General features: G+C 72.0%; 19 protein-coding genes and 1 pseudogene. 11 read left to right on the top strand and 9 right to left on the bottom strand.

Annotated features, from left to right (window positions below):
- Nucleotides 1-24: 24 nt before the first annotated feature.
- Together xseA and ACZ4XD_RS26675 are read right to left on the bottom strand one after the other, a co-directional pair.
- Nucleotides 25-1260, bottom strand: coding sequence for an exodeoxyribonuclease VII large subunit (xseA, locus tag ACZ4XD_RS26680; RefSeq protein WP_468046124.1), 1236 nt, complete (start codon nt 1258-1260; stop codon nt 25-27).
- Nucleotides 1261-1354: 94 nt separating this feature from the next.
- On the bottom strand, nt 1355-2818 hold the full coding sequence (locus tag ACZ4XD_RS26675; protein ID WP_468046122.1) for an APC family permease: 1464 nt from the start codon (nt 2816-2818) through the stop codon (nt 1355-1357).
- Between the two features lie 84 nt (nt 2819-2902).
- Between ACZ4XD_RS26675 and ACZ4XD_RS26670 the strand changes: the two genes are divergently transcribed.
- Both ACZ4XD_RS26670 and ppgK read left to right on the top strand, forming a co-directional pair.
- Nucleotides 2903-3922, top strand: coding sequence for a 4-hydroxy-3-methylbut-2-enyl diphosphate reductase (locus ACZ4XD_RS26670; RefSeq protein WP_468046120.1), 1020 nt, complete (start codon nt 2903-2905; stop codon nt 3920-3922).
- A gap of 83 nt (nt 3923-4005) precedes the next feature.
- Nucleotides 4006-4899 carry a polyphosphate--glucose phosphotransferase gene (gene ppgK / locus ACZ4XD_RS26665; protein WP_468046118.1) on the top strand — a complete coding sequence of 298 codons (894 nt, stop codon included), beginning with the start codon at nt 4006-4008 and terminating at the stop codon, nt 4897-4899.
- Between the two features lie 10 nt (nt 4900-4909).
- Here the strand turns inward: ppgK and ACZ4XD_RS26660 are convergent.
- Nucleotides 4910-5251 (bottom strand): annotated as a pseudogene (locus tag ACZ4XD_RS26660) (DUF6542 domain-containing protein); the annotation flags it as partial.
- Nucleotides 5252-5828: 577 nt separating this feature from the next.
- Between ACZ4XD_RS26660 and ychF the strand changes: the two are divergent.
- On the top strand, nt 5829-6917 hold the full coding sequence (gene ychF, locus ACZ4XD_RS26655; RefSeq protein WP_468046116.1) for a redox-regulated ATPase YchF: 1089 nt from the start codon (nt 5829-5831) through the stop codon (nt 6915-6917).
- A gap of 43 nt (nt 6918-6960) precedes the next feature.
- On the opposite strand, the gene ACZ4XD_RS26650 is transcribed toward ychF, so the two are convergent.
- The 4 genes from ACZ4XD_RS26650 to ACZ4XD_RS26635 all read right to left on the bottom strand — a co-directional run bounded on the left by ACZ4XD_RS26650 (nt 6961) and on the right by ACZ4XD_RS26635 (nt 10991).
- The gene (locus ACZ4XD_RS26650; RefSeq protein ID WP_468046114.1) at nt 6961-7398 is read right to left on the bottom strand and encodes a hypothetical protein; all 438 of its coding nucleotides are present in this window, start codon (nt 7396-7398) and stop codon (nt 6961-6963) included.
- Entirely contained in the window at nt 7395-8507 is a 1113-nt protein-coding gene (locus ACZ4XD_RS26645) for a molybdopterin-dependent oxidoreductase (protein ID WP_468046112.1), read from the bottom strand. Before ACZ4XD_RS26645 ends, ACZ4XD_RS26650 begins: the two co-directional genes overlap by 4 nt.
- A 164-nt stretch (nt 8508-8671) precedes the next feature.
- Nucleotides 8672-10186, bottom strand: a complete 1515-nt coding sequence (gene glpK / locus ACZ4XD_RS26640; RefSeq protein WP_468046110.1) for a glycerol kinase GlpK — start codon at nt 10184-10186, stop codon at nt 8672-8674.
- A gap of 37 nt (nt 10187-10223) precedes the next feature.
- Nucleotides 10224-10991 carry an IclR family transcriptional regulator gene (locus tag ACZ4XD_RS26635; RefSeq protein ID WP_468046108.1) on the bottom strand — a complete coding sequence of 256 codons (768 nt, stop codon included), beginning with the start codon at nt 10989-10991 and terminating at the stop codon, nt 10224-10226.
- Between the two features lie 162 nt (nt 10992-11153).
- Here ACZ4XD_RS26635 and ACZ4XD_RS26630 point away from each other — a divergent pair, with 162 nt between their 5' ends.
- Nucleotides 11154-11579 carry an ATP-binding protein gene (locus ACZ4XD_RS26630; protein ID WP_468046106.1) on the top strand — a complete coding sequence of 142 codons (426 nt, stop codon included), beginning with the start codon at nt 11154-11156 and terminating at the stop codon, nt 11577-11579.
- Between the two features lie 52 nt (nt 11580-11631).
- Here the strand turns inward: ACZ4XD_RS26630 and ACZ4XD_RS26625 are convergent, their stop codons facing one another.
- Nucleotides 11632-12390, bottom strand: coding sequence for a carbonic anhydrase (locus ACZ4XD_RS26625; RefSeq protein ID WP_468046104.1), 759 nt, complete (start codon nt 12388-12390; stop codon nt 11632-11634).
- A gap of 307 nt (nt 12391-12697) precedes the next feature.
- Between ACZ4XD_RS26625 and ACZ4XD_RS26620 the strand changes: the two genes are divergently transcribed.
- Nucleotides 12698-13642 (top strand): alpha/beta fold hydrolase, encoded by a 945-nt coding sequence (locus ACZ4XD_RS26620; RefSeq protein WP_468046102.1) that lies wholly within the window; start codon nt 12698-12700, stop codon nt 13640-13642.
- A 3-nt stretch (nt 13643-13645) separates the two neighbouring features.
- On the opposite strand, the gene ACZ4XD_RS26615 is transcribed toward ACZ4XD_RS26620, so the two are convergent.
- Nucleotides 13646-14395 carry a PIG-L deacetylase family protein gene (locus tag ACZ4XD_RS26615; RefSeq protein WP_468046100.1) on the bottom strand — a complete coding sequence of 250 codons (750 nt, stop codon included), beginning with the start codon at nt 14393-14395 and terminating at the stop codon, nt 13646-13648.
- 333 nt (nt 14396-14728) lie between these two features.
- Here ACZ4XD_RS26615 and ACZ4XD_RS26610 point away from each other — a divergent pair, with 333 nt between their 5' ends.
- From ACZ4XD_RS26610 to ACZ4XD_RS26585, 6 genes are all read left to right on the top strand, one after another.
- Nucleotides 14729-15481, top strand: coding sequence for a GntR family transcriptional regulator (locus ACZ4XD_RS26610; RefSeq protein WP_468046098.1), 753 nt, complete (start codon nt 14729-14731; stop codon nt 15479-15481).
- 244 nt (nt 15482-15725) lie between these two features.
- Nucleotides 15726-17429 (top strand): APC family permease, encoded by a 1704-nt coding sequence (locus tag ACZ4XD_RS26605; protein WP_468046096.1) that lies wholly within the window; start codon nt 15726-15728, stop codon nt 17427-17429.
- Between the two features lie 241 nt (nt 17430-17670).
- The gene (locus ACZ4XD_RS26600; RefSeq protein ID WP_018089368.1) at nt 17671-17850 is read left to right on the top strand and encodes an SPOR domain-containing protein; all 180 of its coding nucleotides are present in this window, start codon (nt 17671-17673) and stop codon (nt 17848-17850) included.
- 51 nt (nt 17851-17901) lie between these two features.
- Nucleotides 17902-18324, top strand: coding sequence for a (deoxy)nucleoside triphosphate pyrophosphohydrolase (locus ACZ4XD_RS26595; protein WP_235465514.1), 423 nt, complete (start codon nt 17902-17904; stop codon nt 18322-18324).
- A gap of 251 nt (nt 18325-18575) precedes the next feature.
- Nucleotides 18576-19037 carry an ATP-binding protein gene (locus ACZ4XD_RS26590; protein ID WP_423602795.1) on the top strand — a complete coding sequence of 154 codons (462 nt, stop codon included), beginning with the start codon at nt 18576-18578 and terminating at the stop codon, nt 19035-19037.
- A 172-nt stretch (nt 19038-19209) separates the two neighbouring features.
- The gene (locus ACZ4XD_RS26585) at nt 19210-21882 is read left to right on the top strand and encodes a SpoIIE family protein phosphatase (protein ID WP_468046237.1); all 2673 of its coding nucleotides are present in this window, start codon (nt 19210-19212) and stop codon (nt 21880-21882) included.
- The last annotated feature ends 158 nt before the right edge of the window (nt 21883-22040 follow it).

The following is a 22040-nucleotide window of genomic DNA, read 5'->3' as shown; positions in this document are numbered from 1 at the left end:
CCACCCTAAGAGTCCGTCCCTGCACTATTCGGCGGCCGTGGCAGCGCCCGGGGCGCCGTCCACCCGCACCCGGAATTCGCCCTCGGCCACCCGGGCCCGCAAGGTGTCGTCCGGCTCGACCTCCTGCGGCGAGCGCACCGCCGTCCCGTCCGGCCTCTGGAGGACCGCATAGCCGCGCTCCAGCGTCGCCTTGGGGGAGAGCGCCACCACCCGCGCCAGGGTGTGCGTCAGCTCCGAGTCGGCGCGGTCCAGCAGATGCCCCAGGGTCCGCCGGCCGCGCTCCAGCATCGCCGTGACCTGCTCCTCCCGGTCCTCGACCATCCGCTGCGGGCGCTGTATGCACGGCCGGTGCAGCGCCGCCGCCAGCCCCCGCTCCTCCCGCTGCACGAAGCCGTCGACCGCCCGCCGCGCCCGCTCCCGCAGCTGCTGGACCCGGGCCAGCTCCTCGCCGACATCGGGCACCACCTTCTTCGCGGCGTCCGTCGGGGTCGAGGCGCGCAGGTCGGCGACCAGATCCAGCAGCGGGCTGTCCGGCTCATGGCCGATCGCCGAGACGACGGGGGTCACGGCCGCGCCCACGGCCCGTACGAGCTGTTCGTCGGAGAACGGCAGCAGATCCTCCACGCTGCCGCCGCCCCGGGCCACGATGATCACGTCCACCTCGGGCAGCGCGTCCAGCTCCTGGACCGCCGCGATCACCTGCGGGACCGCATGCACCCCCTGCACCGGCACGTTGCGCACCGCGAAACGGACGGCCGGCCAGCGATGCCGGGCGTTCTCCAATACGTCCCGCTCCGCGGCGCTCGCCCGGCCGCAGACCAGGCCGATCAGCTGCGGCAGAAACGGCAGCGGCTTCTTGCGGTCCGCCGCGAACAGACCCTCCGCCGCCAGCGACTTCTTCAACTGCTCCAGCCGGGCGAGGAGTTCCCCGACCCCGACCGGCTTGATCTCGGCGGCCCGCAGCGACAGCTGGCCGCGCGGGGCGTACCACTCCGGTTTCGCGTGCACCACCACCCGGGCGCCCTCGCTGACCACCTCGGCGACCTTGTCGAAGACCTGGCGGTAGCACGTCACGCTCACCGAGATGTCGTACGACGGGTCACGCAGCGTCAGAAACACCACCCCCGCGCCGGGCCGCCGGGAGAGCTGGGTGATCTGCCCCTCGACCCATACCGCGCCGAGCCGCTCGATCCAGCCGCCGATGAGCCGGGACACCTCGCCGACCGGGATCGGCGTTTCCGGGGACGTAGAAACAGCCATACGAGCGAGAGTAGCGGCGGGCACTGACAGTGGCGGCGGCCGCGCGGTCCGTGGCGGCGGGGAGGCGGTCCGCGGCGGGGTGGGCCGGCTCCCGTCACCCCCGCACCCCACCCGCCCGCGCCCGCCCGCCGTACTGCGCCGCCAGCACCACGAGCCCCGCCAGCAGCCAGACCCCGCCCACGAGCTGCGCGGTGGCGGACGCCTCGACGACCACCGCGATCACCACCGCCAGCCCCAGCAACGGCACCACCGCATGCCACAGCACGCTCGGCGCCCCGCCCCCGGGCGCCCCGCTTCGCCCCGGCCGGCGATCGCGCCGTCCCCGGATCCAGAACCAGCCGAGCACCGAGGCGTGCAGCAGCCCGAACGCCGTCAGCGCGCCCACGTTCACGATCGACGACAGCTGGTCGAGCCCGTCGTCCCTGCGGGCCGCGCCCACCGCCGCCACCAGCGTCACCAGGGCCGCCCCCAGCAGCGCCCGGCGCGGCGCCCCGCTGGCCGCGTCCACCTTCGACATCGCCCCCGGCAGCCGCCGGTCCCGGGCCATCGCGAACAGCAGCCGGCCGGCCGCGGCCTGCCCGGCCAGCGCCGCGAACGCCGCGCCCACCGCCTTGCTCACCGCCACCAGATCGCGCAGCCACCGCCCCACCGCCGAGTCGACCGTGGCGTAGAACGCCGTGCCCTGCTCCGCGGGCCGGGCCGCCAGATCCGCCGCGCTCACCGGCATCAGCAGCGCCGCCAGATACGTCTGCACCGCGAACAGCACCCCGGCCACCACCAGGCAGGTGAGCAGCGCCCGCGCCACCCGGTCCGGCCCGCCCCCGGCCTCCTCGGCGAACGAGGCGATCGCGTCGAAGCCCAGATAGGACAGCACCGCCACCGACACCGCCGACAGCACCGCCCCCGCCGAGAAACCGCCCTCCCCGGTCAGCGGCGCGGCCCACCCGCGCTGCGCCCCGTGCGCCACCAGCACGACGACCGCCGACACCACGAACACCGCGAGCACCACGATCTCCATCGCCAGCACCGCGAACCCGACCCGGGCCGCGGTCCGTACGCCCGCCAGATTCAGCAGCGTGGTCACCACCACCGCCAGCGCCGTCCACACCCACGCGTGCACGGCCGGCACCAGCGCGTGCAGCGCGATCCCGGAGAACAGATACGCCACCGCCGGAATCAGCAGATAGTCCAGCATCGCCATCCATCCGGCGACGAACCCCGCACCCTCGCCCAGCCCCACCCGCGCATACGCGTAGACCGACCCGGCCCGCGGGGCCACCCGCACCATGTGGGCGTACGAGGAGGCGGTGCACGCCATCGCGACGGTCGCGACCAGGTAGACGACCGTGACCGCACCGTGCGACCTGGCCTGCAGCGTGCCGAAAATGCCGACCGGCGCCATCGGGGCGATGAACAGCAGACCGTAGACCAGCAGATCCCGGAAGGTCAGCGTCCGCCGCAGCCCACCGGGAGCGCCGGAGTCCGCGCCCCCACCGGCGGCGCCGGCCGCCGCGCCGTCCTCCGCCCCCTCCTCCCCGCTGCCGCTCGTGCCCGGCATCCGTGCCTCCTCGCTGCGTGCCGCCCTCAGTCTGGGCCAGCGGCCGATCTTCGGGGCCGGGGGCACGCCCTTACGATGGGACGCATGACTTCCTCGCCCAGCCCGACTCCCGCCACCACCCCGGGCGAAGCCGCTTCGCGCCGCAGGGTCCTGCTCGCCGCCCCCCGTGGTTACTGCGCGGGCGTGGACCGCGCCGTCATCGCCGTCGAGAAGGCCCTTGAGCAGTACGGCGCGCCCGTCTACGTACGCCACGAGATCGTGCACAACAAGTACGTCGTGAAGACCCTTGAGAAGAAGGGCGCCATCTTCGTCGAGGAGACGGAAGAGGTGCCCGAGGGCAACATCGTCATCTTCTCGGCGCACGGCGTCGCCCCGGTCGTCCACGAAGAGGCCAAGCGCGGCAAGCTCGCCACCATCGACGCGACCTGCCCACTGGTCACCAAGGTCCACAAGGAAGCGGTCCGCTACGCCAAGGAGGACTACGACATCCTCCTGATCGGCCACGAGGGCCACGAAGAGGTCATCGGCACCAGCGGTGAGGCGCCCGAGCACATCACCCTCGTCGACGGCCCCAAGGACGTCGAGAACGTCGAGGTCCGCGACCCGGACAAGGTCGTCTGGCTCTCCCAGACCACCCTCTCGGTCGACGAGACCATGGAGACGGTGGACGCCCTCAAGGGCCGCTACCCCAACCTCCTCTCGCCGCCCAGCGACGACATCTGCTACGCCACCCAGAACCGTCAGATCGCGGTGAAGCAGATGGGCGCCGAGGCCGATCTGGTCATCGTCGTCGGCTCCAAGAACTCCTCGAACTCCGTGCGCCTCGTCGAGGTGGCGCTGGGCGCCGGCGCCCGCGACGCCCACCTGGTCGACTACGCCGAGGAGATCGACGAGACCTGGCTGGAGGGTGTCGGCACGGTCGGCGTCACCTCCGGCGCCTCGGTCCCCGACATCCTCGTCCACGGTGTCCTGGACTGGCTCGCCGCGCGCGGCTACGAGGACGTCGAGACCCTCACGGCCGCCGAGGAGTCCATCCACTTCTCGCTGCCCAAGGAGCTCCGCCGGGACCTGCGCGCCGAGGCCCAGGCCGCCACCGAGGAGTAGAGCCCGCCGCCGGTTCGCCGCCCGGGGCCACGAGTCGCCGCATCCCGGGGGCGAGCCGCCCCGTCCACGCCTAGCCTTTTCCCATGAGGGTCTTCGGTGTGGACATCGGCGGATCGGGCATCAAAGGTGCCCCGGTGGATCTGGCGCGCGGCGATCTCGCGGAGGAGCGCTACAAGGTACTGACCCCGCACCCGGCCACCCCGGAAGCGGTCGCGGACTGCGTCAAGCAAGTCGTGGACCACTTCGGGTGGACGGGGCCGGTCGGTGCGACCTTCCCCGGAGTGGTCACCGACGGGACGACCCGTACCGCCGCCAATGTCGACCAGGGCTGGATCGGCCTCGACGCCGACGCCCTGCTCACCGGCCGGCTGGGCGGCGAGTCCGCCGGCCGCCCGGTCACCCTGCTCAACGACGCGGACGCGGCCGGCCTGGCCGAGATGCGCTACGGCGCGGGCTGCGACCGGTCCGGCACGGTCGTCGTGCTCACCCTCGGCACCGGCATCGGCAGCGCGGTCTTCATCGACGGCCGCCTCGTCCCCAACACCGAGCTCGGCCATCTGGAGCTGCACGGCCATGACGCCGAGAAGCGCGCCTCCACCAAGGCCAAGGAGGACGAAGGGCTGAGCTGGCAGCACTGGGCCCACCGGGTCCAGAAGTACCTCGCCCATGTCGAGATGCTCTTCTCGCCCGAGCTGTTCGTGATCGGCGGCGGGGTGAGCCGCAAGGCGGAGAAGTTCCTGCCGCTGATCGAGGGCATCAGGGCCGAGATCGTGCCGGCTCAGCTTCAGAACAATGCGGGGATTGTGGGGGCCGCGATGGCTGCGCACGCCGCTCGGGCTGGCGAGCCACCTGCCGCGGACGGTTCCCGGGCCGCGGCCGGGGCCGGTCGGCAGCCCGCGACGGCGGCCGGTTCCGCTGCCCGCGCGGTGCGCTCTGCGGTCGACTCACCGGTCGGCTGGCCCGACGCCGGGCGATGAGCAGCACCCGCCGGACGATCGCGAGCAGCGCGCAGACCAGCGTGCCCGCGTAGAGCCAGCCCGCGTTCAGCGCGAGGACGGTGAAGAGACCCATCAGCAGCCCCTCGAACCCGTCCCCGCCGTGCTGGATCGGCAGCGCACCGAGCGTGAAGGCGATCGGCAGCGTGACCGGCGCACAGACCAGGTCGTACGGCCTGACCCAGACCGCGGCGCCGATACCCACCAGCAGATAGCAGACGCCGTACGCGGTCGGTGCGCCGCCGAACAGCAGCCGGTCCACGAAGGCGAACGCCAGCAGCGCCAGCGTCGCCAGCAGCCAGCAGCCGAGACCGGTCAGCTTGGCGGCCGGCATCCGGCGCCGCGGGCCGTCGGGAGGGGCGGCGGCCGGGCGCCGGGCGCCGGCCCGGTAGACGGCGGAGGACTCGGCGCCCGCCGGTGGGGCCGGGGTTTGCCCGGGGGCCGCGGAGGCCGCCGGACGGGCGGGTGCCCGGAGGGCCCCGGCGGGCGCCGGGCCGCGCGGCGGGGCGTGTACGGCGGCCGTCGCGGAGGCCGGTACGGACGCGAACCCGGAGGCCCGCATCGCGGAGAGAAAGGCGTCGTCGGGGTCGGGGGTCACGGCCTCCGCTGGGCGCGGGAGCCGGGCGTCCTGGCCCGCGGGCGGCCGTCCGGACCGCGGCGGGCTGTGCTGGGGCGTGCGCGCTTCGTGTTGCTCCACCCGGCCACGGTAGGCCGCTAAGTGGTATTAACCGGTCGCGGGACACGCGCTTTCACCGAGCTTGCGGCCGAGTTCGCTACGGGCCGGGGACGGGCGGGGCACGGACCGGTCCCGGTGGCGGCCGCTCGGTCCCCGCCGCCCCGTAGACTGGTGGATCGGCCCTCCCGGGGCCGTGCCCACCCCACCACCTCTCGCTCGGAAGTCGAGTCGCCACGTGTCGCTCACGATCGGAATCGTCGGTCTGCCGAATGTCGGCAAGTCGACCATGTTCAATGCCCTGACCAAGAACGACGTGCTGGCGGCCAACTACCCGTTCGCCACCATCGAGCCGAACGTCGGCGTGGTCGGCGTCCCCGACCCCCGCCTGGCCAAGCTGGCGGAGATCTTCGCCTCCCAGAAGATCCTCCCCGCCACCGTCGACTTCGTCGACATCGCCGGCATCGTCCGCGGCGCCTCCGAGGGCGAGGGCCTGGGCAACAAGTTCCTCGCGAACATCCGCGAGTCCGATGCGATCTGCCAGGTCATCCGCGCCTTCAAGGACGAGAACGTCGTCCACGTCGACGGCAAGGTCTCGCCCAAGGACGACATCGAGACCATCAACACCGAGCTGATCCTCGCCGACCTCCAGACCATCGAGAAGGTGCTGCCGCGCCTGGTCAAGGAGTCCCGGATCAAGAAGGACGTGGCCCCGAAGGTCGCGGCGGTCGAGGCCGCCAAGGAGATCCTGGAGAAGGGCGACACCCTCTTCTCCCAGGGCATCGTCCAGGGCTCGGGCAAGGAGGAGCTCCTCCACGACCTCCACCTCCTCACCACCAAGCCCTTCCTCTACGTCTTCAACGTCGACGAGGACGAGCTGACCGACGAGGACTTCAAGAACGAGCAGCGCGCCCTGGTCGCCCCCGCCGAGGCGATCTTCCTGAACGCCAAGCTGGAGGCCGACCTCGCCGAGCTGGACGAGGACGAGGCCCTGGAACTCCTCCAGTCCGTCGGCCAGGAAGAGCCCGGCCTCGCCACCCTCGCCCACGTCGGCTTCAACACCCTCGGCCTGCAGACCTACCTCACGGCCGGCCCCAAGGAAACCCGCGCCTGGACCATCAAGAAGGGCGCCACCGCCCCCGAGGCCGCCGGCGTCATCCACACCGACTTCCAAAAGGGCTTCATCAAGGCCGAGGTCATCTCCTTCGCCGACCTCGTAGAAACCGGCTCAGTAGCCGACGCCCGCGCAGCCGGCAAGGCCCGCATGGAGGGCAAGGACTATGTGATGCAGGACGGGGATGTGGTGGAGTTCCGGTTCAACGTCTGATGCCCGACGCGGCATCGATGTAGCGATCCGGCCACTGTGCACGTCATTCGGGGTCGGCCCCCTTCGGGGCCGGCCCCGTTGCCGTTCCGCCGGTGAAACGCCGGGCGCCCACCACGATTGCCGTCACCACAACCACGCCCACCATCGCGACCAGCCAGTTGCGCGCGTAGTCCAGTGGCAGCACCGAGGAGTTGGCCCTCGGCCCCGGGCGCAGCAGCACGGGCAGGGCGACCAGGGTCAACGTGCCCGCGACCATCAAAGCGCCACGAACCGGCCCGCGCACACCACCGCGCACACCACCCCGCACCAGCGCCATCCCCACCAGCAGCACCAGCGGCGCGAGCAACGCGTCGTGCAGCGCCACTGCTGCGCCCAACCAGGCCAGCACGCCGGTCAGTTCGCGGACGTTCACCAGCAAGGACGCCCCGACGCCCATGAGGGTCAAGCCGGCCAGGCCCGCCAGGGCACGCAGCACCGTCATGTCAGGACCTCCAGTCGGCCGACCCACTTGGTCTGGAGTACTCCGGGGCGGTTCGGGGCGATGAGCCGTGCCGGGTAGCCGTGGTCGGGGTCGAGTTCCGTTCCGTTGAGGCGCAGGGCGAGCAAGGTCAGGGGGTCGCGGGCGTGTTCATGGCCCATCTCTGACACCCGGTAGCCGCCGCGCAGCTGCAAGGACGTCACCCGCACCCGCGCGTGCGGCGGCGAGCCCGCACGCTCCAGCAGGTCGGCGACGCGGACACCCTTCCAGTGCGCCGACTTGCTCCAGCCCTCCACACAGGCGATCGGCAGCTCCACCTCGTGCTGTGGCAGGGCGCGCAGCTCGTCCAGCGTCAGGGTGTACCCCTGCGGACCGTCCACCACCAGGCGGTACTCCTCGTCGGCGATCCGGCCGACGCCGGCCGCGGCAGCCGTGCGGTTGACGGGCAGGGACTGTGGGCCCTGGTCCGGGTGGCGCGGTGCGAACAGGATGAAGTCCTTCAGCGGGGTGACGGACTGGCCCACGGTGGTCAGGGTGACGGCCCCGACCGCTGCGCCCACCGCGGCCAGCAGGGAGCGCCGGTCGGGTCCGTCCTGCACGGGCAGGGTGAGCGTGCCGGGGGACCGCCGGCTCCAGTGTGCCCGGATCTCCGGGGCTTTGAGCGCAAGGTGCAGCACCATTGCCCCGATGACCAGCCAGGCCACGGCGTAGTGCACCGGCACGAACGAGAACGGCCAGGGGTACCACTGGGCCGTGTTCAGCAGTCCGGTCGCCAGCTCGAAGACGGCTCCTGCCACCAGCACGGCGATCGACAGCCGCTCCAGGGCGTGCTGGACCGACCGCAGTGGCGGGCGTTCGAACAGCCGTGGATATACGGTCCACAGCTTGGCCAACAGCAAGGGGATGGCCGCGATGCCGGAGGCGACGTGCAGGCCCTGGGTGAGGCGGTATCCCCACGACGGGCGGCTGGGGAGGCCGTTGACCAGCAAGTCCGGTGGATGCTGCATGACGTGGCTGATCAGTCCGGTGAGGAAGCACACGGCGAACGCCGGCCCCAGCCACCGGCCGATCGAGGTCGCCGTGCGGGCGTCATGGAGTCTGCCTTTGAACACCGGGCGAGAGAGACGCGAGAGACGCGAGAGGCGCGGTTTCATGCGTTCCATCAGAGCCGCCGCGAGGGCGCTGTGGAACGCCTTGCCTCCTTACGGAACAGGGACATCGGCCCGCTGTGTCCGGGGAGCCACGCAGTGTGGCTCACCTCGTTGGTGACGAGTCGTCAGGGCGGGTCCGGCCGGCGGATCCAGCCGAGTGCGCGCTCTACCGCCCGCTTCCAGTTCTCGTACTCCGACTGCCGCCGCTCGGGGTCCATGTCCGGCAGCCACTGCGCGGCCCGGTGCCAGTTGCGGCGCAGGACCTCCAGGTCGGGCCAGTAGCCGGCGGCGAGGCCGGCGGCGTACGCGGCGCCCAGGGAGACCGTCTCGACGGCCATGGGGCGCACCACGGGCACATCGAGCACGTCGGCCAGGAACTGCATGAGGAGGTTGTCGGACGTCATACCGCCGTCCACCTTGAGCACCTTCAGGGCGAGCGAGGAGTCGGCGTTCATGGCGTCGACCACCTCCCGGGTCTGCCAGCCGGTGGCCTCCAGCACCGCCCGGGCCAGGTGCTCCTTGGTGATGTACGAGGTGAGGCCGACGATGACGCCGCGGGCATCGCTGCGCCAGTGCGGCGCGTACAGCCCGGAGAACGCCGGGACGATGTAGCAGCCGCCGTTGTCCTCGACGGCGCGCGCGAGCGTCTCGATCTCGGGGGCGGTGCTGATCAGCCCCAGCCGGTCGCGGAACCACTGGACCAGCGCGCCGGTGACCGCGATCGGGCCTTCGAGTGCGTAGACCGCGGGCTGGTCCTCGATCTTGTAGGCGACGGTGGTGAGCAGTCCGTTCCGGGACCGTACGAGGTCGGTGCCGGTGTTGAGCAGCAGGAAGCTGCCGGTTCCGTAGGTGCACTTCGCCTCGCCGGGCGCGAAGCAGGTCTGTCCGAACAGCGCCGCCTGCTGGTCACCGAGTGCCGCGGTGATACGGACACCCGGGAGGACGGAACGGGCGACTCCGTAGGTCTCGGCCGAGGAGCGGATCTCCGGGAGCATCGGGCGGGGGACCCCGAAGAACTCCAGCAGCTCCTGGTCCCAGTCGAGCGTGCTGATGTTCATGAGCATGGTGCGGCTGGCGTTGGTGACGTCGGTGAGGTGCACGCCGCCGGCCGGCCCGCCGGTGAGGTTCCAGATCAGCCAGCTCTCCATCGTGCCGAACAGCACCTCGCCGTCCTCGGCGCGCTGCCGCAGCCCGTCGACATGGTCGAACAGCCAGCGGATCCGGGGGGCGGAGAAGTACGTGGAGGGGGACAGACCGCAGCGCCGGACGAAGAAGTCGTCACCGGGCCGGCTTCTGAGCTCCTCGACCAGCGGTGCCGTACGGGTGTCCTGCCAGACGATCGCCCTGACCAGCGGGGTCCCCGTACGCCGGTCCCACAGCACGGTCGTCTCGCGCTGGTTGGCGATCCCGATGGCGGCGACCTCGTCGGGGCTGATCTCGGCGTCGGAGAGCGCCTGCGGCACCACGCGCTCAAGCGTGTGCCAGATCTCGACGGCGTCGTGCTCGACCCACCCGGGCCGGGGGAAGTGCTGGTGGTGCTCCCGCTGGGCGACCGACACCAGCCGCCCCTGGTGGTCGAACAGGATGCATCGGGTGGAGGTGGTGCCCTGGTCGATGGACATCACATACCGCTCAACCATGATCAGCCTCCCGTTACGGGGCATAAGGGCGTCGGGTCTACCAGCGGGCGGCCCCCAGGTCTCTGGAGATCGCCTGGGCGGCGTGGCGGACCTGGCTGACCAGGGCCGGCTGCGGAACGCCCTTGGCGTCGCAGATCCGCTCGACCGTGCCGGAGGCGCCGATGGCGCCGACCACGAGGCCGCCATGGCCCCGGATCGGCGCGGCGATACCGGCCTCGCCCATGGTCATCTCCTGCACCTCGGCAGCCCACCCCAGCTCCCGGACCTCGGCCAGCGCCCGGGTGAGGCGCTCGGGGTCGACCAGGGTGTGCCGGGTGTACGCCTCCAGCCCGGCCTCCGCGGCCGGCTCCAGCGGCACGCTGCCGAACGCCAGCAGCACCTTGCCGAGCGAGGAGGCGTGCAGGGGCAGCAGTGCGCCCACATCCAGGGTCTGGAGGGTGTCGTCGGGGCGGAAGACGTGGTGGACGATGAGCACTCTGCCCTCCAGGGGGGCGCCCAGCCGGACCGCCTCCCCGCTGCGGGCGGCCAGTGCGTCGGCCCAGTTGATGGAGCGCGACCGCAGCTCGTTGACGTCGAGGTAGCTGGTGCCCAGGTGCAGCAGTGCGGCCCCGAGGTGGTACTTCCCGGTCGCCGCGTCCTGCTCGACGAAGTCGACGTTCTGGAGGGTGCGCAGAATGCCGTGCGTGGTGCCCTTCGCCAGTCCGAGCGACGCGGCCACCTCGCCCAGTCCGAGCCGACGGGGCCCACTGGCGAGCAGACGCAGGATCGCCGCCGCCCGTTCGATCGACTGGACCGGGCCGGCCATGAGGCAATCGTAGTCCCGAGGTCGGCATCTGCCGGGAGGGACGGCCGCCCGGGATCCGGCGTTCGGTAATGCCGACCGCCGTTCATTGACCGCCTTCACCGTCCGCCATAGCGTCCCTTTCAAGCCCGGCGTCCAGCCGGCAGGGGGCTCGGAGGTGAAGGCATGACGGCACAGCTTGACGTGGTGGTTCCGGAGGCGGACGAACATGTCTGCCCGCTGCCGCACATCCCCGAGGCCGTCTCGGTCGTACGCCGCAGGGTGCGTACGGTCCTGGCCGACTGGAACCTGACCCCGGACCACACCGAGGACGCGCTCCTGGTGATCTCGGAGCTGATCACCAACGCGGTGGTGCACGCCCTGCCGCCGGCGGTGCTGCGGCTGTCACGGGGCGGGGCCGGCGGGCGCGGTGCCCTGCGCGTCGAGGTGACCGACGCGGGGCCCGCGGCGGCGGACCGGCGGCCGGCCGTCGACCCCTGCCCGGGCGAGCACGGCCGCGGGCTCGACATCATCACCGCCCTGGCGACCGAGTGCGGCACCCGGGTCCACCCGGGCGGCATCACCTGGTGGGCGGAGCTCCCCGCGGCCTGAACCGGCAGACCCCGGCAGGCCGCGGCAGTCCCCTGCAGGCCCGTACGGCAGGTCAGGACGGCGCGCCCGACAGGACCTCCACCTTGCCGGTGTCGAGCGAGTAGTAGGCGCCGACCACGGCGAGGGTGCCTTTGCGTACGAGCGGGGCCAGGTCCTGGTTGGAGCGGAGGCTGTCGGCGGTCAGGGTGACCTGGGCGCGGGCCATGGTGTCGACCGGGTCGCTGCCGCCTTCCCGGACCGTCTGTTCGTAGGCCGGGCGCAGGGCGCGGGCGATGGCCTCCAGGTTGCCGGGCAGCGGCTTGCCCTCCTTGAGCGAGGTGTACGAGGCCTCGACGGCGCCGCAGCGCTGGTGGCCGAGGACCACGATGAGGGGGGTTCCGCTGGTCATGGGCCCGTACTCGACGGAGCCCGTGACCACCGGGCCGACCGCCTCGCCGCCCGTGCGCATCACGTAGAGGTCGCCCAGGCCGGTGTCGAAGAGGAGCTCCGGCGGCACCCGGGAGTCGATGCAGGCGAGCACCGACCCGAAAGGCTTCTGCTCCTGGGCCACGAACTCGCGCCGGTCCGGATCCCGGTCGGGGTGCTGGAGGTCGCCGCTCACCCAGCGCCGGTTGCCTTCCATCAGGCGGGTGAAGGCCGCTTCCGGGGTGGTCGGCCGCGTGGTGGGCTGCATGGTGGGCCGCGCCTGCGGCGAGGCGCCGGCTGTTGCCGGGGCGGTGCTCTTCGAGGAGCACCCCGTGAGTGCCGCCGTGGCGGCGAACAGTCCGCCGGCCAGCAGGGCCCTGCGGTCCGGCTGTCTCGCTCCGTCCATCGGTCGTTTCCCCTCAGTCCGCTGAGACGCATGCATACGTCCTGGTCAGAGGCGATTGTTCAGGGCCGTGGGGGCACTCGGCGGGAGGCGCAAGCGGGTGCGGCCCGCTGTGCCACCGACGGCCCACAGAACGGGCCCGGCCGGCGGCCGCCCGGACCGTCTCTCCCGGGGTGGGCACCCAGGACCTACAGGACGGACATCTGGCCGGTGGCAAAAGGGGGTTGATCCATTCTGACCCGGACGGGGTGGCCGGGGCATCCCTTTTGCGGATGATCTTGGAGCTCGTTTCCGGCCCTAGCGTGAACGCATGACGAAGAGCGCGGGCGAGGATCTGGTGTGTGGGGCGGCCGACGGTGTGGAGCTGGCCGTCCGGGATCACGGTGGGGACGGCTCCGCGGTGCTGTTGCTGCACGGTGCGGGGCGGACGCTGGCGGACTGGGCGCGGGTGGCCCCGCTGCTGGCCGAGCGGCACCGGGTGTGGGCGATGGATCTGCGGGGGCACGGGCGGTCGGGGGACGGCGCGGTGCCGTGGACCTTCGAGGTGGCGGCCGACGATGTGACGGCGGTGCTGGCGGCGTGCGGGGCGCCGGACGCCGTGGTGGTGGGGCATTCGCTGGGCGGGATGATCGCCGCGCACTTCCTGGAGCGGGACGGGGGCGTGCCGGCGGCGGTGAACCTCGACGGGCACGGGATGGGGCGGCCGGAGCAGTACGTGGGACTGGACGCCGCCACGGTGCGGCAACGGCTCGGGGAGGCACGGAAGTTCGCGGAGGAGGCCGGCGGACGGCCCTTCCCGCCCGAGGCGTTGGACGCGGTCCTCGACTATCAGGTGGGCGTGGCGGCGGAGTTGGGCATTCCGGCGGAGCTGATGGAGGCCGGCGTACGGCGGTCCCTGGGCGAGACGGCGGACGGGCAGCTCTTCCTGCGGCCGGGGCGGCGGCAGGCGCGGGAGACGCAGCAGGCGATGGCGGACATCGATCTGTTCGCGCTCTACCGGCGGGTGACCCGGCCGCTGCTGATCGCCCGCGCGCTGCGCCCCAACCCGTCGGTGCCTGGCATGCCCCTGTGGTTCGACGAGATGATGGCGGCCTATGTGCGGGGGCTGGCCCGTGACCTGGCCGAACTGGCGCGGACCCGGCCGCAGGTGACCGTCGCCGGAGTGGACGGCACGCACGCGATGCTGCTGGAACGGCCCGGGGAAGTCGCGGAGCTGGTGTCCGGGTTCGTGCGCGGGCTTCCGGGGAGGCCGTGATCCTCAGCGGGGGAAGAGCTGGAAGAGGGTGGCGGGGCGGCCCCGGTAGCGTTCGCCGCCGTTGCGCAGCGTCTGCTCGATGAAGCTGCGGGCGTACGCGCGTGGGTCCTGCTGGGAGCCGCCCAGGCCCTTGATATAGGTGCTGTGGGCCGCCAGTGAGTCGACCGCGCGGTCGATGCCGGGGCCCACTTCGGCGGCGTGCGTGGGGTGCGGGGAGGCCGCCACGGCCACCCAGCGCACGCCGTTCCAGGGCGCCAGCCCCTGGGCGCCGGCGAGCTCGGGAAAGATCCAGCGGTTGCCGGCGTCGCCCGCCGCGTCCAGGACGGCGCGCCCCACCACCCGGTGGTCCGCGCTGTTCCATTGGATGCCGCCCCAGGTGTCGTGGTGGTTGAGGGTGACCAGGAGCTCCGGGCGATGGCGGCGGATGGCCGCGGCCAGATCGCGGCGCAGCGCCGGGCCGGCCTCGATCACCCCGTCGTGGTGGCGGTCGAGGAATTCGACGGTGTGGACGCCGACGAGCGCGGCACCGGCCCGCTGCTCGGTCTCGCGGATCGCGGCGCACTCGGCGGGTGCGAGCCCGTCGATACCGGCCTCGCCACGGGTGACCAGGAGATAGCTGACCTGCCGCCCGGCGCCGGTCCATTCGGCGATGGCGGCCGCGGCGCCGTATTCGAGGTCGTCCGGGTGGGCGACGACGGCGAGCGCCCGCTGCCAGTCCCTGGGCATGGGGGAGAGCTGGGGTTCGGCGGGCATGGGGTCCCTTCCTTCCCGTCCTGATGCCGCGTTCCGCGTTCCTGGTGCGGCGTCTTCGTGCCGGGCCGTGCCGTGTTCGGTATGCCGTTTCGGACGTGTCCTTCGAACGTGGTCCCGTTTCGATCGTGACATGTATGGGTCGCGTCCACCCGGGTGGAAAGAACCAGTGGGGTGGCGCGGGGTGGGGGTGCGGGGCCCGGTGGAGCCTGATCTCGCCTCATACACGCGCTGAGCTGGGTTTCATCACATCAGGTGAACATCTGGCCCAAGGTTGCGGTCGGCAACGCGCGGTTGTCACGCTGTTGCTGACTGTCAAGCTGTTGGGAGGGGCATGTGCCTTTCGGTGAGCAGCCCGCGTACCTCCGCGTCGCCGGCGACCTGCGCCAGAAGATCGTCGATGGGGTGCTGCCGCCGCACACCCGCCTTCCCTCCCAGGCGCGCATCCGCGAGGAGTACGGGGTCTCGGACACCGTCGCCCTGGAGGCGCGCAAGGTCCTGATGGCCGAAGGGCTGGTCGAGGGCCGCTCGGGGTCGGGGACCTATGTGCGCGAACAGCCCGTCCCGCGCCGGATCGCCCGCGTCGGCTTCCATTCGGCCGGTGGCTGTACGCCCTTCCGGCAGGAGCAGACGGACGAGCGGGTGCGGGGCACCTGGGAGTCCAGCAGCGCACAGGAGGCGGCCGGTCCGGTGGTCGCGGCCCGGCTGCGCATCCCGCACGGGGCCAAGGTGATGCGCACGCGCTATGTCTTCCGGGCGGAGGGGGAGCCGTCGATGCTCTCGACCTCGTGGGAGCCCCTGGAGGTGACCGGGCGGACGCCGGTGATGCTGCCGGAGGAGGGGCCGCTGGCGGGCCGCGGGGTGGTCGAGCGGATGGCGGCCATCGATGTGGTGGTGGACAACGTCGTCGAGGAGGTCGGTGCGCGGCCGTCGCTGGCGGAGGAGGCGATGACGCTGGGCGGGGTGCCGGGGCATGCGGTGCTGGTCGTCTCGCGGACGTATTTCGCGGGCGGCCGGCCGGTCGAGACGGCCGATGTCGTCACCCTCGCGGACCGCTATCGGGTCGCCTACCACCTGCCTGTGAAGTAGATGGTGTGGTGGTTCGGTGCCCTGTGTGTGTCGCCTAGACGCACTCAGCTTGCCTTTGGTTCTCAGGTTGGTGCCCCATTTTGACCTCTTTATTGGTAAATGCCGCCCGCAGCCCGGTGTGGGATACCCCACAGACGCTCAACTGCGCGGGATTTTTGGCCGGGTGGGGGAAGTCGACCGTCCGATTCGCTCTTACGATGGCGAAGTTTGTGCACGGCACGGGGGAAGACCAGGAGACCAGCACGTGAGCACGACGAAGACCCCGAGTGCGGAGCAGGGCGCGCACTCGAACTACCGTCGGTCCCTCGGGACCATTGCCCTGACCGCCACTGGTCTCGGGTCCATCATCGGTTCCGGCTGGCTCTTCGGAGCCGAGCGGGCCGCCGCCATCGCCGGCCCCGCCGCGATCCTCGCCTGGGTCATCGGAGCGCTGGTCGCTCTGACGATCGCCCTCACCTACACCGAGCTCGGCTCGATGTTCCCCAAGGCCGGCGGCATGGTCCGCTACGGCCAGTACTCCCACGGCTCGCTCGCCGGCTACCTCGCGGCCTGGGCGAACTGGATCGCGATCGTCTCGGTCATCCCGGGTGAGGCCACCGCCTCCGTCCAGTACATGAGTTCCTGGGACTTCGGCTGGGCGAAGGCGCTGTACGACGGCAAGGAGCTGACCGGCACCGGTGTCGGGCTCGCCAGCGTGCTGCTGATCTTCTACTTCTTCCTCAACTGGTTCGCGATCTCGCTGTTCGCGAAGACCAACACCGCGATCACGGTCTTCAAGGTCGTCGTCCCGGCCATGACCGCGGGCGCGCTGATGCTGGCGCACTTCGACACCAGCAACATCGTTCACCACGGCGGCTTCACGCCCAACGGCTGGAGCTCGGTCTTCACCGCCGTCGCGGTGTCCGGCATCGTCTGGGCCTACAACGGCTTCCAGTCCCCGCTGAACCTCGCCGCCGAGGCCCGTAACCCCGGCAAGTCGCTGCCGAAGGCCGTCATCTGGTCGATCGTGATCGCGCTGGTCATCTATGTCGCCCTCCAGGTCGCGTTCCTGATGGCGGTGCCCGGCGACAAGCTGGCCGCCGGCGGCGGCTGGGCCGGTCTCGGCTTCAACTCGCCGCTCGCCGACCTCGCCATCGCCTGGGGCCTGAACTGGCTGGCGCTGCTGCTGTACGCGGACGCCTTTGTCTCGCCGTCCGGCACCGGCATGATCTACGCGGCCACCACCTCCCGCATGATCCACGGTGTGCAGGAGAACGGTCATCTGCCGGGCATCTTCGGCAAGGTGGACAAGAAGACCGGTGTGCCGCGCCCGGCACTGCTGCTCAACCTCGTGATCGCCTTCCTGTTCCTCGCGGTCTTCCGCGGCTGGGGCTCGCTCGCCGAGATCGTCTCGGTGGCCACGGTCATCTCGTACATCACCGGCCCGGTCGCGGTGATGTCGCTGCGCCGCGTCTCGCCGAACCTCAAGCGCCCGGTGCAGCTGAAGGCGATGCCGGTGATCGCGCCGATCGCGATGATCTTCGGCTCGCTGGTTCTCTACTGGGGCCGCTGGCCGCTCACCGGCAAGGTCATCCTGATCATGGCCGTCGGACTCCCGGTCTGGGCCTGGTACGAGATCGGCAAGCCGCTGACCCAGGGCCGCAAGCCGTGGGCCGCGCTGCGCCCGCACCTGAAGGCCGGTGCCTGGATGGTGGCGTATCTGCTGGTCATGGCCGCCGTTTCGTACATGGGCGGCAAGGAGTTCGGCGGTAAGGGCTATCTGCCCGAGGGCTGGGACATCGTCCTGGTCGCCCTGCTCGGACTGGCCTTCTACTACTGGGGCGTGCGCAGCTCCTGGCGCAACCCGACGCTGATCCAGGCCGAGGCCGAGATCCAGGCGGCGGAAGAGGCCGAGGCGGCCGAGGCTGCCAAGGAGACCGAAGGGGACAAGGTCTCCGTCGGGTCCTGAGCCCCGCTCCCGCGCCGTCGGCGCCGATACGTCTGCCCGAGCCCCTCGGGCCCCACCGGCCACTCGCAGGCCGCTTCCGGTTCGCCGGGGCCCGCGGGTGGCCGGTTCGGTACCTCTTTGTGTAAATCCATATCCGCTGAGTGAAGGTCGGGCGTACGCTCGGGCATATGCGGATTGCGATTTCGGCATCAGCAGACCAGGAGCGCGTGACGGCGCGCTATCCGGCGGACGGAGGGGCGCAATGACTGAGGGTGGAGCCGTGCTCCCCTGGCTCGTCATCCGCCAGGACGAAGGGGGCAACCGCTATCGCGTGGGCCGGTATGCCACCCGCGCGGAGGCGGAGCGGGTGGCCGACCGGCTGGAGACGCGCGGCCGTCAGCAGCTCTACGTGGTCGAGAAGGCCGACCGGGCGGCGACCTGAGGGGCGACGGGCGAGAAGCGGGACCAGAGCGGGGCACGTAGGCTGCCGCGCATGACGACCGTGCGCGTAGTGGTGGGCGGAGCGGTGTGCGAGCGCGGGCGGCTGCTGGCCGCACGGCGCAGCGCACCGCCCGCGCTGGCCGGCCGCTGGGAGCTGCCCGGCGGCAAGGTGGAGGACGACGAGACACCCGAGCAGGCGCTGGAGCGTGAGCTGCGCGAGGAGCTGGGTGTCGAGGCCGCGGCCCTGGAGCGGATTCCGGGCGAGTGGATACTGCGCCCCGGCTATGTCCTTCAGGTGTGGACGGCCCGGCTGCTGTCCGGGGAGCCGCGGCCGCTCCAGGATCATGACGAGCTGCGCTGGCTGCTGCCCGGCGAGGAGAACCAGGTCGACTGGCTGGACCAGGACCGCCCGGCGGTCGCCGAGGCGATGCGCCGACTGGCGACCCCGGCCGGGGCGACGGGCGTACGGCGGTAACGAGTCGTAGCCGGTCCCACCGTGCCCGCTCCCTGCCTGCGCCCCGGCTATGTCCGCTCCCTGCCTGCGCCCCGCCCGCCCCTGCCCGCATCCGCCCTCGTCTGCGCCCGGATCACCAGCCCCCCACAGCAATATGTTTCATTTGTGCCACAGTGCACGGCCGTAGGCGATATGCGGGGCGGGATACCGGGTATGTCCAGATTGACCCCCTCGACGCAGACAAGACGACGGGGACGCCATCGTGCTGGGATGTGATCGGCGTGAGCGACAGCGCAGCGGCAGGGGTCCCTGAGCCTGGCTCCGGCAGCGCTCGCAGGCGCAGCAAGGCCGCCGGTTCCGCCACCGCTGAATGGAGCTTTCCGGCCGACCCCGGAGCGGTGCGCACCGCCCGCACGGCCGTCCGGCGGGTCATGGACGACTGGGGCCTGAACGGCGCCGCCGATATGGCCGTACTACTCGTCAGCGAGCTCGTCACCAACTCCCTGCGCCATGCCAGCGGGCCGATCGGGGTCCGCATGGTACTGATCAGCTCCGACGGGCTGCTCGTCGAGGTATCCGATCCGCTGCCCGACCCGCCGCTGGAGCGCGACGCCGCTCCCGATGACGAGGGAGGCCGAGGATTGCAGCTGGTCGCGTGCAGTTCGCGACGTTGGGGGACCCGGCGCGGAAAGAGCGGTAAGACAGTGTGGTTCGAGCTGTCGGTGGCTGGTTAGGAGACTGGTGAAAGTCCTGATCGTTGCCATTCCATCGACATTTTGTCGCTGGGCTGCGATCGAGACTGTGCTGTGATCGTGAAGACCGTGTTCCGGATAGCCGGGGTATTGGATACTCGAGCTGGTCCGGTCCGGGCACGATGAGCTGGAGGGGACGGGGCTCGTGAGCAAGATGTCATCTGGCGGGGCAGAACCCGCGCAGGCCGAAGGTCAGGGCGGTGCGGACAGCCCCGGCGACCCAGGTGGCCGTCCGCCCCTGCGCGAACTGCAAGGTCCGCCCGTATGGCAGAGCAGCCGGCCCGGATCGATCTACGACTACATCCGGGTGGCCTCCTTCTCGCTCGGCCCCGACGGGCGGATCGAGCAGTGGAGCGAGCGCGCGGAGCAGATGCTCGGCATCCCCGCCCGTTACGCGCTCGGCAAGGACCCCGTCGAGGCGTTCGTCCCCCGGGAGTTGCGGGAGACCGGGCACCGCAAGGTGTCCGAGATACTCGACGGCCGGGAGTGGACCGGCCTGGTGCCCTACCGCAGGGAAACGAACGGCACGGCCGACGGCCTCGCCGAGATCTATGTGATGCCGTCCCGCAACGAGGACGGTGAACGCGCCGCGGTCTGTCTGGTCGTCGATGTCCGGGCGCTGCGCGGCATCGAAACCGACCTCGCCGCCTCGCAGGCGGTTTTCGGTCAATCTCCCATGGGCTTCACCCTGTTCGGCACGGACCTGAAGCTGCTGCGGGTCAACGAGCGGTTCGCCTCGGTCTTCGGCGGCCCGGCGAGCAAGTACCGCGGCTGCGGTCCGCACGACTTCCTGCCCCGGTCCGAGGCCGAGCGGATGACCGTCGCGCTGCGCCGCGTCCTGGACACCGGTGAGCCGGTCGCCGAGATGCAGCTGGTCGGCCTGGCGTCCGGCGACGAGGACCGCCGCCGCTGGTCGGTGTCGCTCTACCGGCTGCACGGCGCCAGCGGCCGCCCCATCGGTGTCGCGGCGCTCGCCGCCGATGTCACCGGCCGGCGCCGGGCCGAGCGCGAGGCCGCCAACGCCCGCCGTAACCTCGCCCTGCTCAACGAGGCCGGCGCCCGGATAGGCAACTCCCTCGACCTGGAGACCACCGCCCGCACGCTGCTGGACGTCGCCGTCCCGCAGTTCTGCGATCTGGCCTCGGTGGACCTCTACCAGGGCCTGCTGTCCGGTGACGAGGCCCCGCCCGGCACCAGCGACGGCAGCGCCGAGCTGCGCCGGGTCGCCTTCGCCAGCGCCGTCTCGGACGCCCCGCTCGCCACCGCCCCCGGTGTCCTCGGCGACGCACCCGGCCCGGTCGCGGTCGGCGCCGTCCACCGCTACCCCTTCAACTCCCCCTGCGCGGGCGCCCTGCGCACCGCCCAGGCACAGATCATCCCGGCCCGGGAGAGCGACGAGGGGCCGGAGCTCGGCGCGGTGGTGCACTCCACCCTCGCCGTGCCGATGGTCGCCAGGGACACGGTCGTCGGGCTGGTGCAGTTCTCCCGTACGAAGGGCAGTGAGCCCTTCGGGGAGCGCGACACCGCGCTCGCCGTGGAGCTGGCCGCGCGCGCCGCGGTCTGTATCGACAACGCCCGCCTCTACCGCCGGGAGCACGAACGCGCGCTGATATTGCAGCGCAGTCTGCTGCCGCCCGGCGACCCGGAGGCGGCCGGGCTGGACATCGCCTGCCGCTATCTGCCCGGCACCACCGCCACCGAGGTCGGCGGCGACTGGTTCGATGTCATCGAGCTCCCCGGCCACCGCACGGCCCTGGTCGTCGGCGACGTCATGGGGCGCGGACTGCGCGCCGCCGTGGCCATGGGCGAACTGCGCACCGCCGTCCGCACGCTGGCGCTGCTGGACCTGGAACCGGCCGAGGTGCTCTCGGCGCTGGACGAGATCGCCCGCGGGCTCGGCGGCGACGGCGACGGCCGGTCCCAGTCCCGGTCCGCCCGCGGCCGGTCCGGAACCGCCGACGGGACGCCCGAGACGGGGCGCTCGGCCCGTACCGCCGACCTCTCCGAGGTCTACCTCGCCACCTGCGTCTACGCCGTCTACGACCCGGTCACCCGGCGCTGCACGATCGCCAACGCCGGGCATCTGCCGCCGGTCCTGGTCGAGGACGGGGAGGACGCGCTGCTGCTCGACGTCCCCCCGGGGATGCCGCTGGGCGTCGGCGGGGAGCCGTTCGAGGAGATCGAGGTCGAGCTGCCGGACGGTGCGCTGCTGGCGCTCTACACCGACGGTCTGGTGGAGTCCCGCCACCATCCGCTGGACGAGGGGCTGCGGGCGTTCCGTACGGCCCTCTCGGGCGCCGACCGCCCGCTGGAGGACGCCTGCGACCACGTCCTGAACGCCCTGGACACCTCGCACGGCGAGGACGACATCGCGCTGCTGATGGCGCGGGTGCAGGGGCTGCCCAAGGACGCGGTGGGCGACTGGAATCTGGCGCCGGAGGCGCGTTCGGTGGCCCGCGCCCGCGAACTGGCCCGTGACCAGCTCACCGACTGGGGCCTTCAGGACCTGGTCGACACCACGGAGCTGCTGGTCAGCGAGCTGGTGACCAACGCACTGCGGCACGGCCACGGCGAGATCCGGCTGCGGCTGCTGCTGGACCGGTCGCTGGTCTGCGAGGTCTGGGACGCCGATCTCGCCCAGCCGCGCCGCCGCCGCGCCCGCGACACCGACGAGGGCGGCCGCGGGCTCCAGCTGGTCGGACTGCTGAGCGAGGGCTGGGGCAGCCGCCGTACTCCGCGCGGCAAGACCGTATGGTTCGAACTCGCCCTGCCCGACGGGGAGTCGACGGCGGTGGATCCGGCGGAGGCCCTGCTGAGCCTGTTCTGAGAGGGTGCGCCTGTTCTGAGACCCGGGCGGACGCGCCGCGGGGGGGGGGGGGGGGGGGGGGGGAGCAGGCCCCCCCCCCCCCCCCCCCCCCCCCCCCCCCCCGCCTCCCCCCCCCCCCCCCCCCCCCCCCCCCCCCCCCCCCCCCCCCCCCCCCCCCC

It is taken from the genome of Streptomyces sp. NPDC029466, assembly GCF_055574515.1.
This window is presented reverse-complemented; position numbering and strand designations above follow the sequence as displayed.

Bases quoted from the DNA above. Each gene is read 5' to 3' on its own strand.
- xseA (WP_468046124.1), bottom strand. From the start codon at position 1,260: ATGGCTGTTTCTACGTCCCCGGAAACGCCGATCCCGGTCGGCGAGGTG.
- ACZ4XD_RS26675 (WP_468046122.1), bottom strand. From the start codon at position 2,818: ATGCCGGGCACGAGCGGCAGCGGGGAGGAGGGGGCGGAGGACGGCGCG.
- ACZ4XD_RS26670 (WP_468046120.1), top strand. From the start codon at position 2,903: ATGACTTCCTCGCCCAGCCCGACTCCCGCCACCACCCCGGGCGAAGCC.
- ppgK (WP_468046118.1), top strand. From the start codon at position 4,006: ATGAGGGTCTTCGGTGTGGACATCGGCGGATCGGGCATCAAAGGTGCC.
- ACZ4XD_RS26650 (WP_468046114.1), bottom strand. From the start codon at position 7,398: ATGACGGTGCTGCGTGCCCTGGCGGGCCTGGCCGGCTTGACCCTCATG.
- glpK (WP_468046110.1), bottom strand. From the start codon at position 10,186: ATGGTTGAGCGGTATGTGATGTCCATCGACCAGGGCACCACCTCCACC.
- ACZ4XD_RS26635 (WP_468046108.1), bottom strand. From the start codon at position 10,991: ATGGCCGGCCCGGTCCAGTCGATCGAACGGGCGGCGGCGATCCTGCGT.
- ACZ4XD_RS26630 (WP_468046106.1), top strand. From the start codon at position 11,154: ATGACGGCACAGCTTGACGTGGTGGTTCCGGAGGCGGACGAACATGTC.
- ACZ4XD_RS26625 (WP_468046104.1), bottom strand. From the start codon at position 12,390: ATGGACGGAGCGAGACAGCCGGACCGCAGGGCCCTGCTGGCCGGCGGA.
- ACZ4XD_RS26620 (WP_468046102.1), top strand. From the start codon at position 12,698: ATGACGAAGAGCGCGGGCGAGGATCTGGTGTGTGGGGCGGCCGACGGT.
- ACZ4XD_RS26615 (WP_468046100.1), bottom strand. From the start codon at position 14,395: ATGCCCGCCGAACCCCAGCTCTCCCCCATGCCCAGGGACTGGCAGCGG.
- ACZ4XD_RS26600 (WP_018089368.1), top strand. From the start codon at position 17,671: ATGACTGAGGGTGGAGCCGTGCTCCCCTGGCTCGTCATCCGCCAGGAC.
- ACZ4XD_RS26595 (WP_235465514.1), top strand. From the start codon at position 17,902: ATGACGACCGTGCGCGTAGTGGTGGGCGGAGCGGTGTGCGAGCGCGGG.
- ACZ4XD_RS26585 (WP_468046237.1), top strand. From the start codon at position 19,210: ATGTCATCTGGCGGGGCAGAACCCGCGCAGGCCGAAGGTCAGGGCGGT.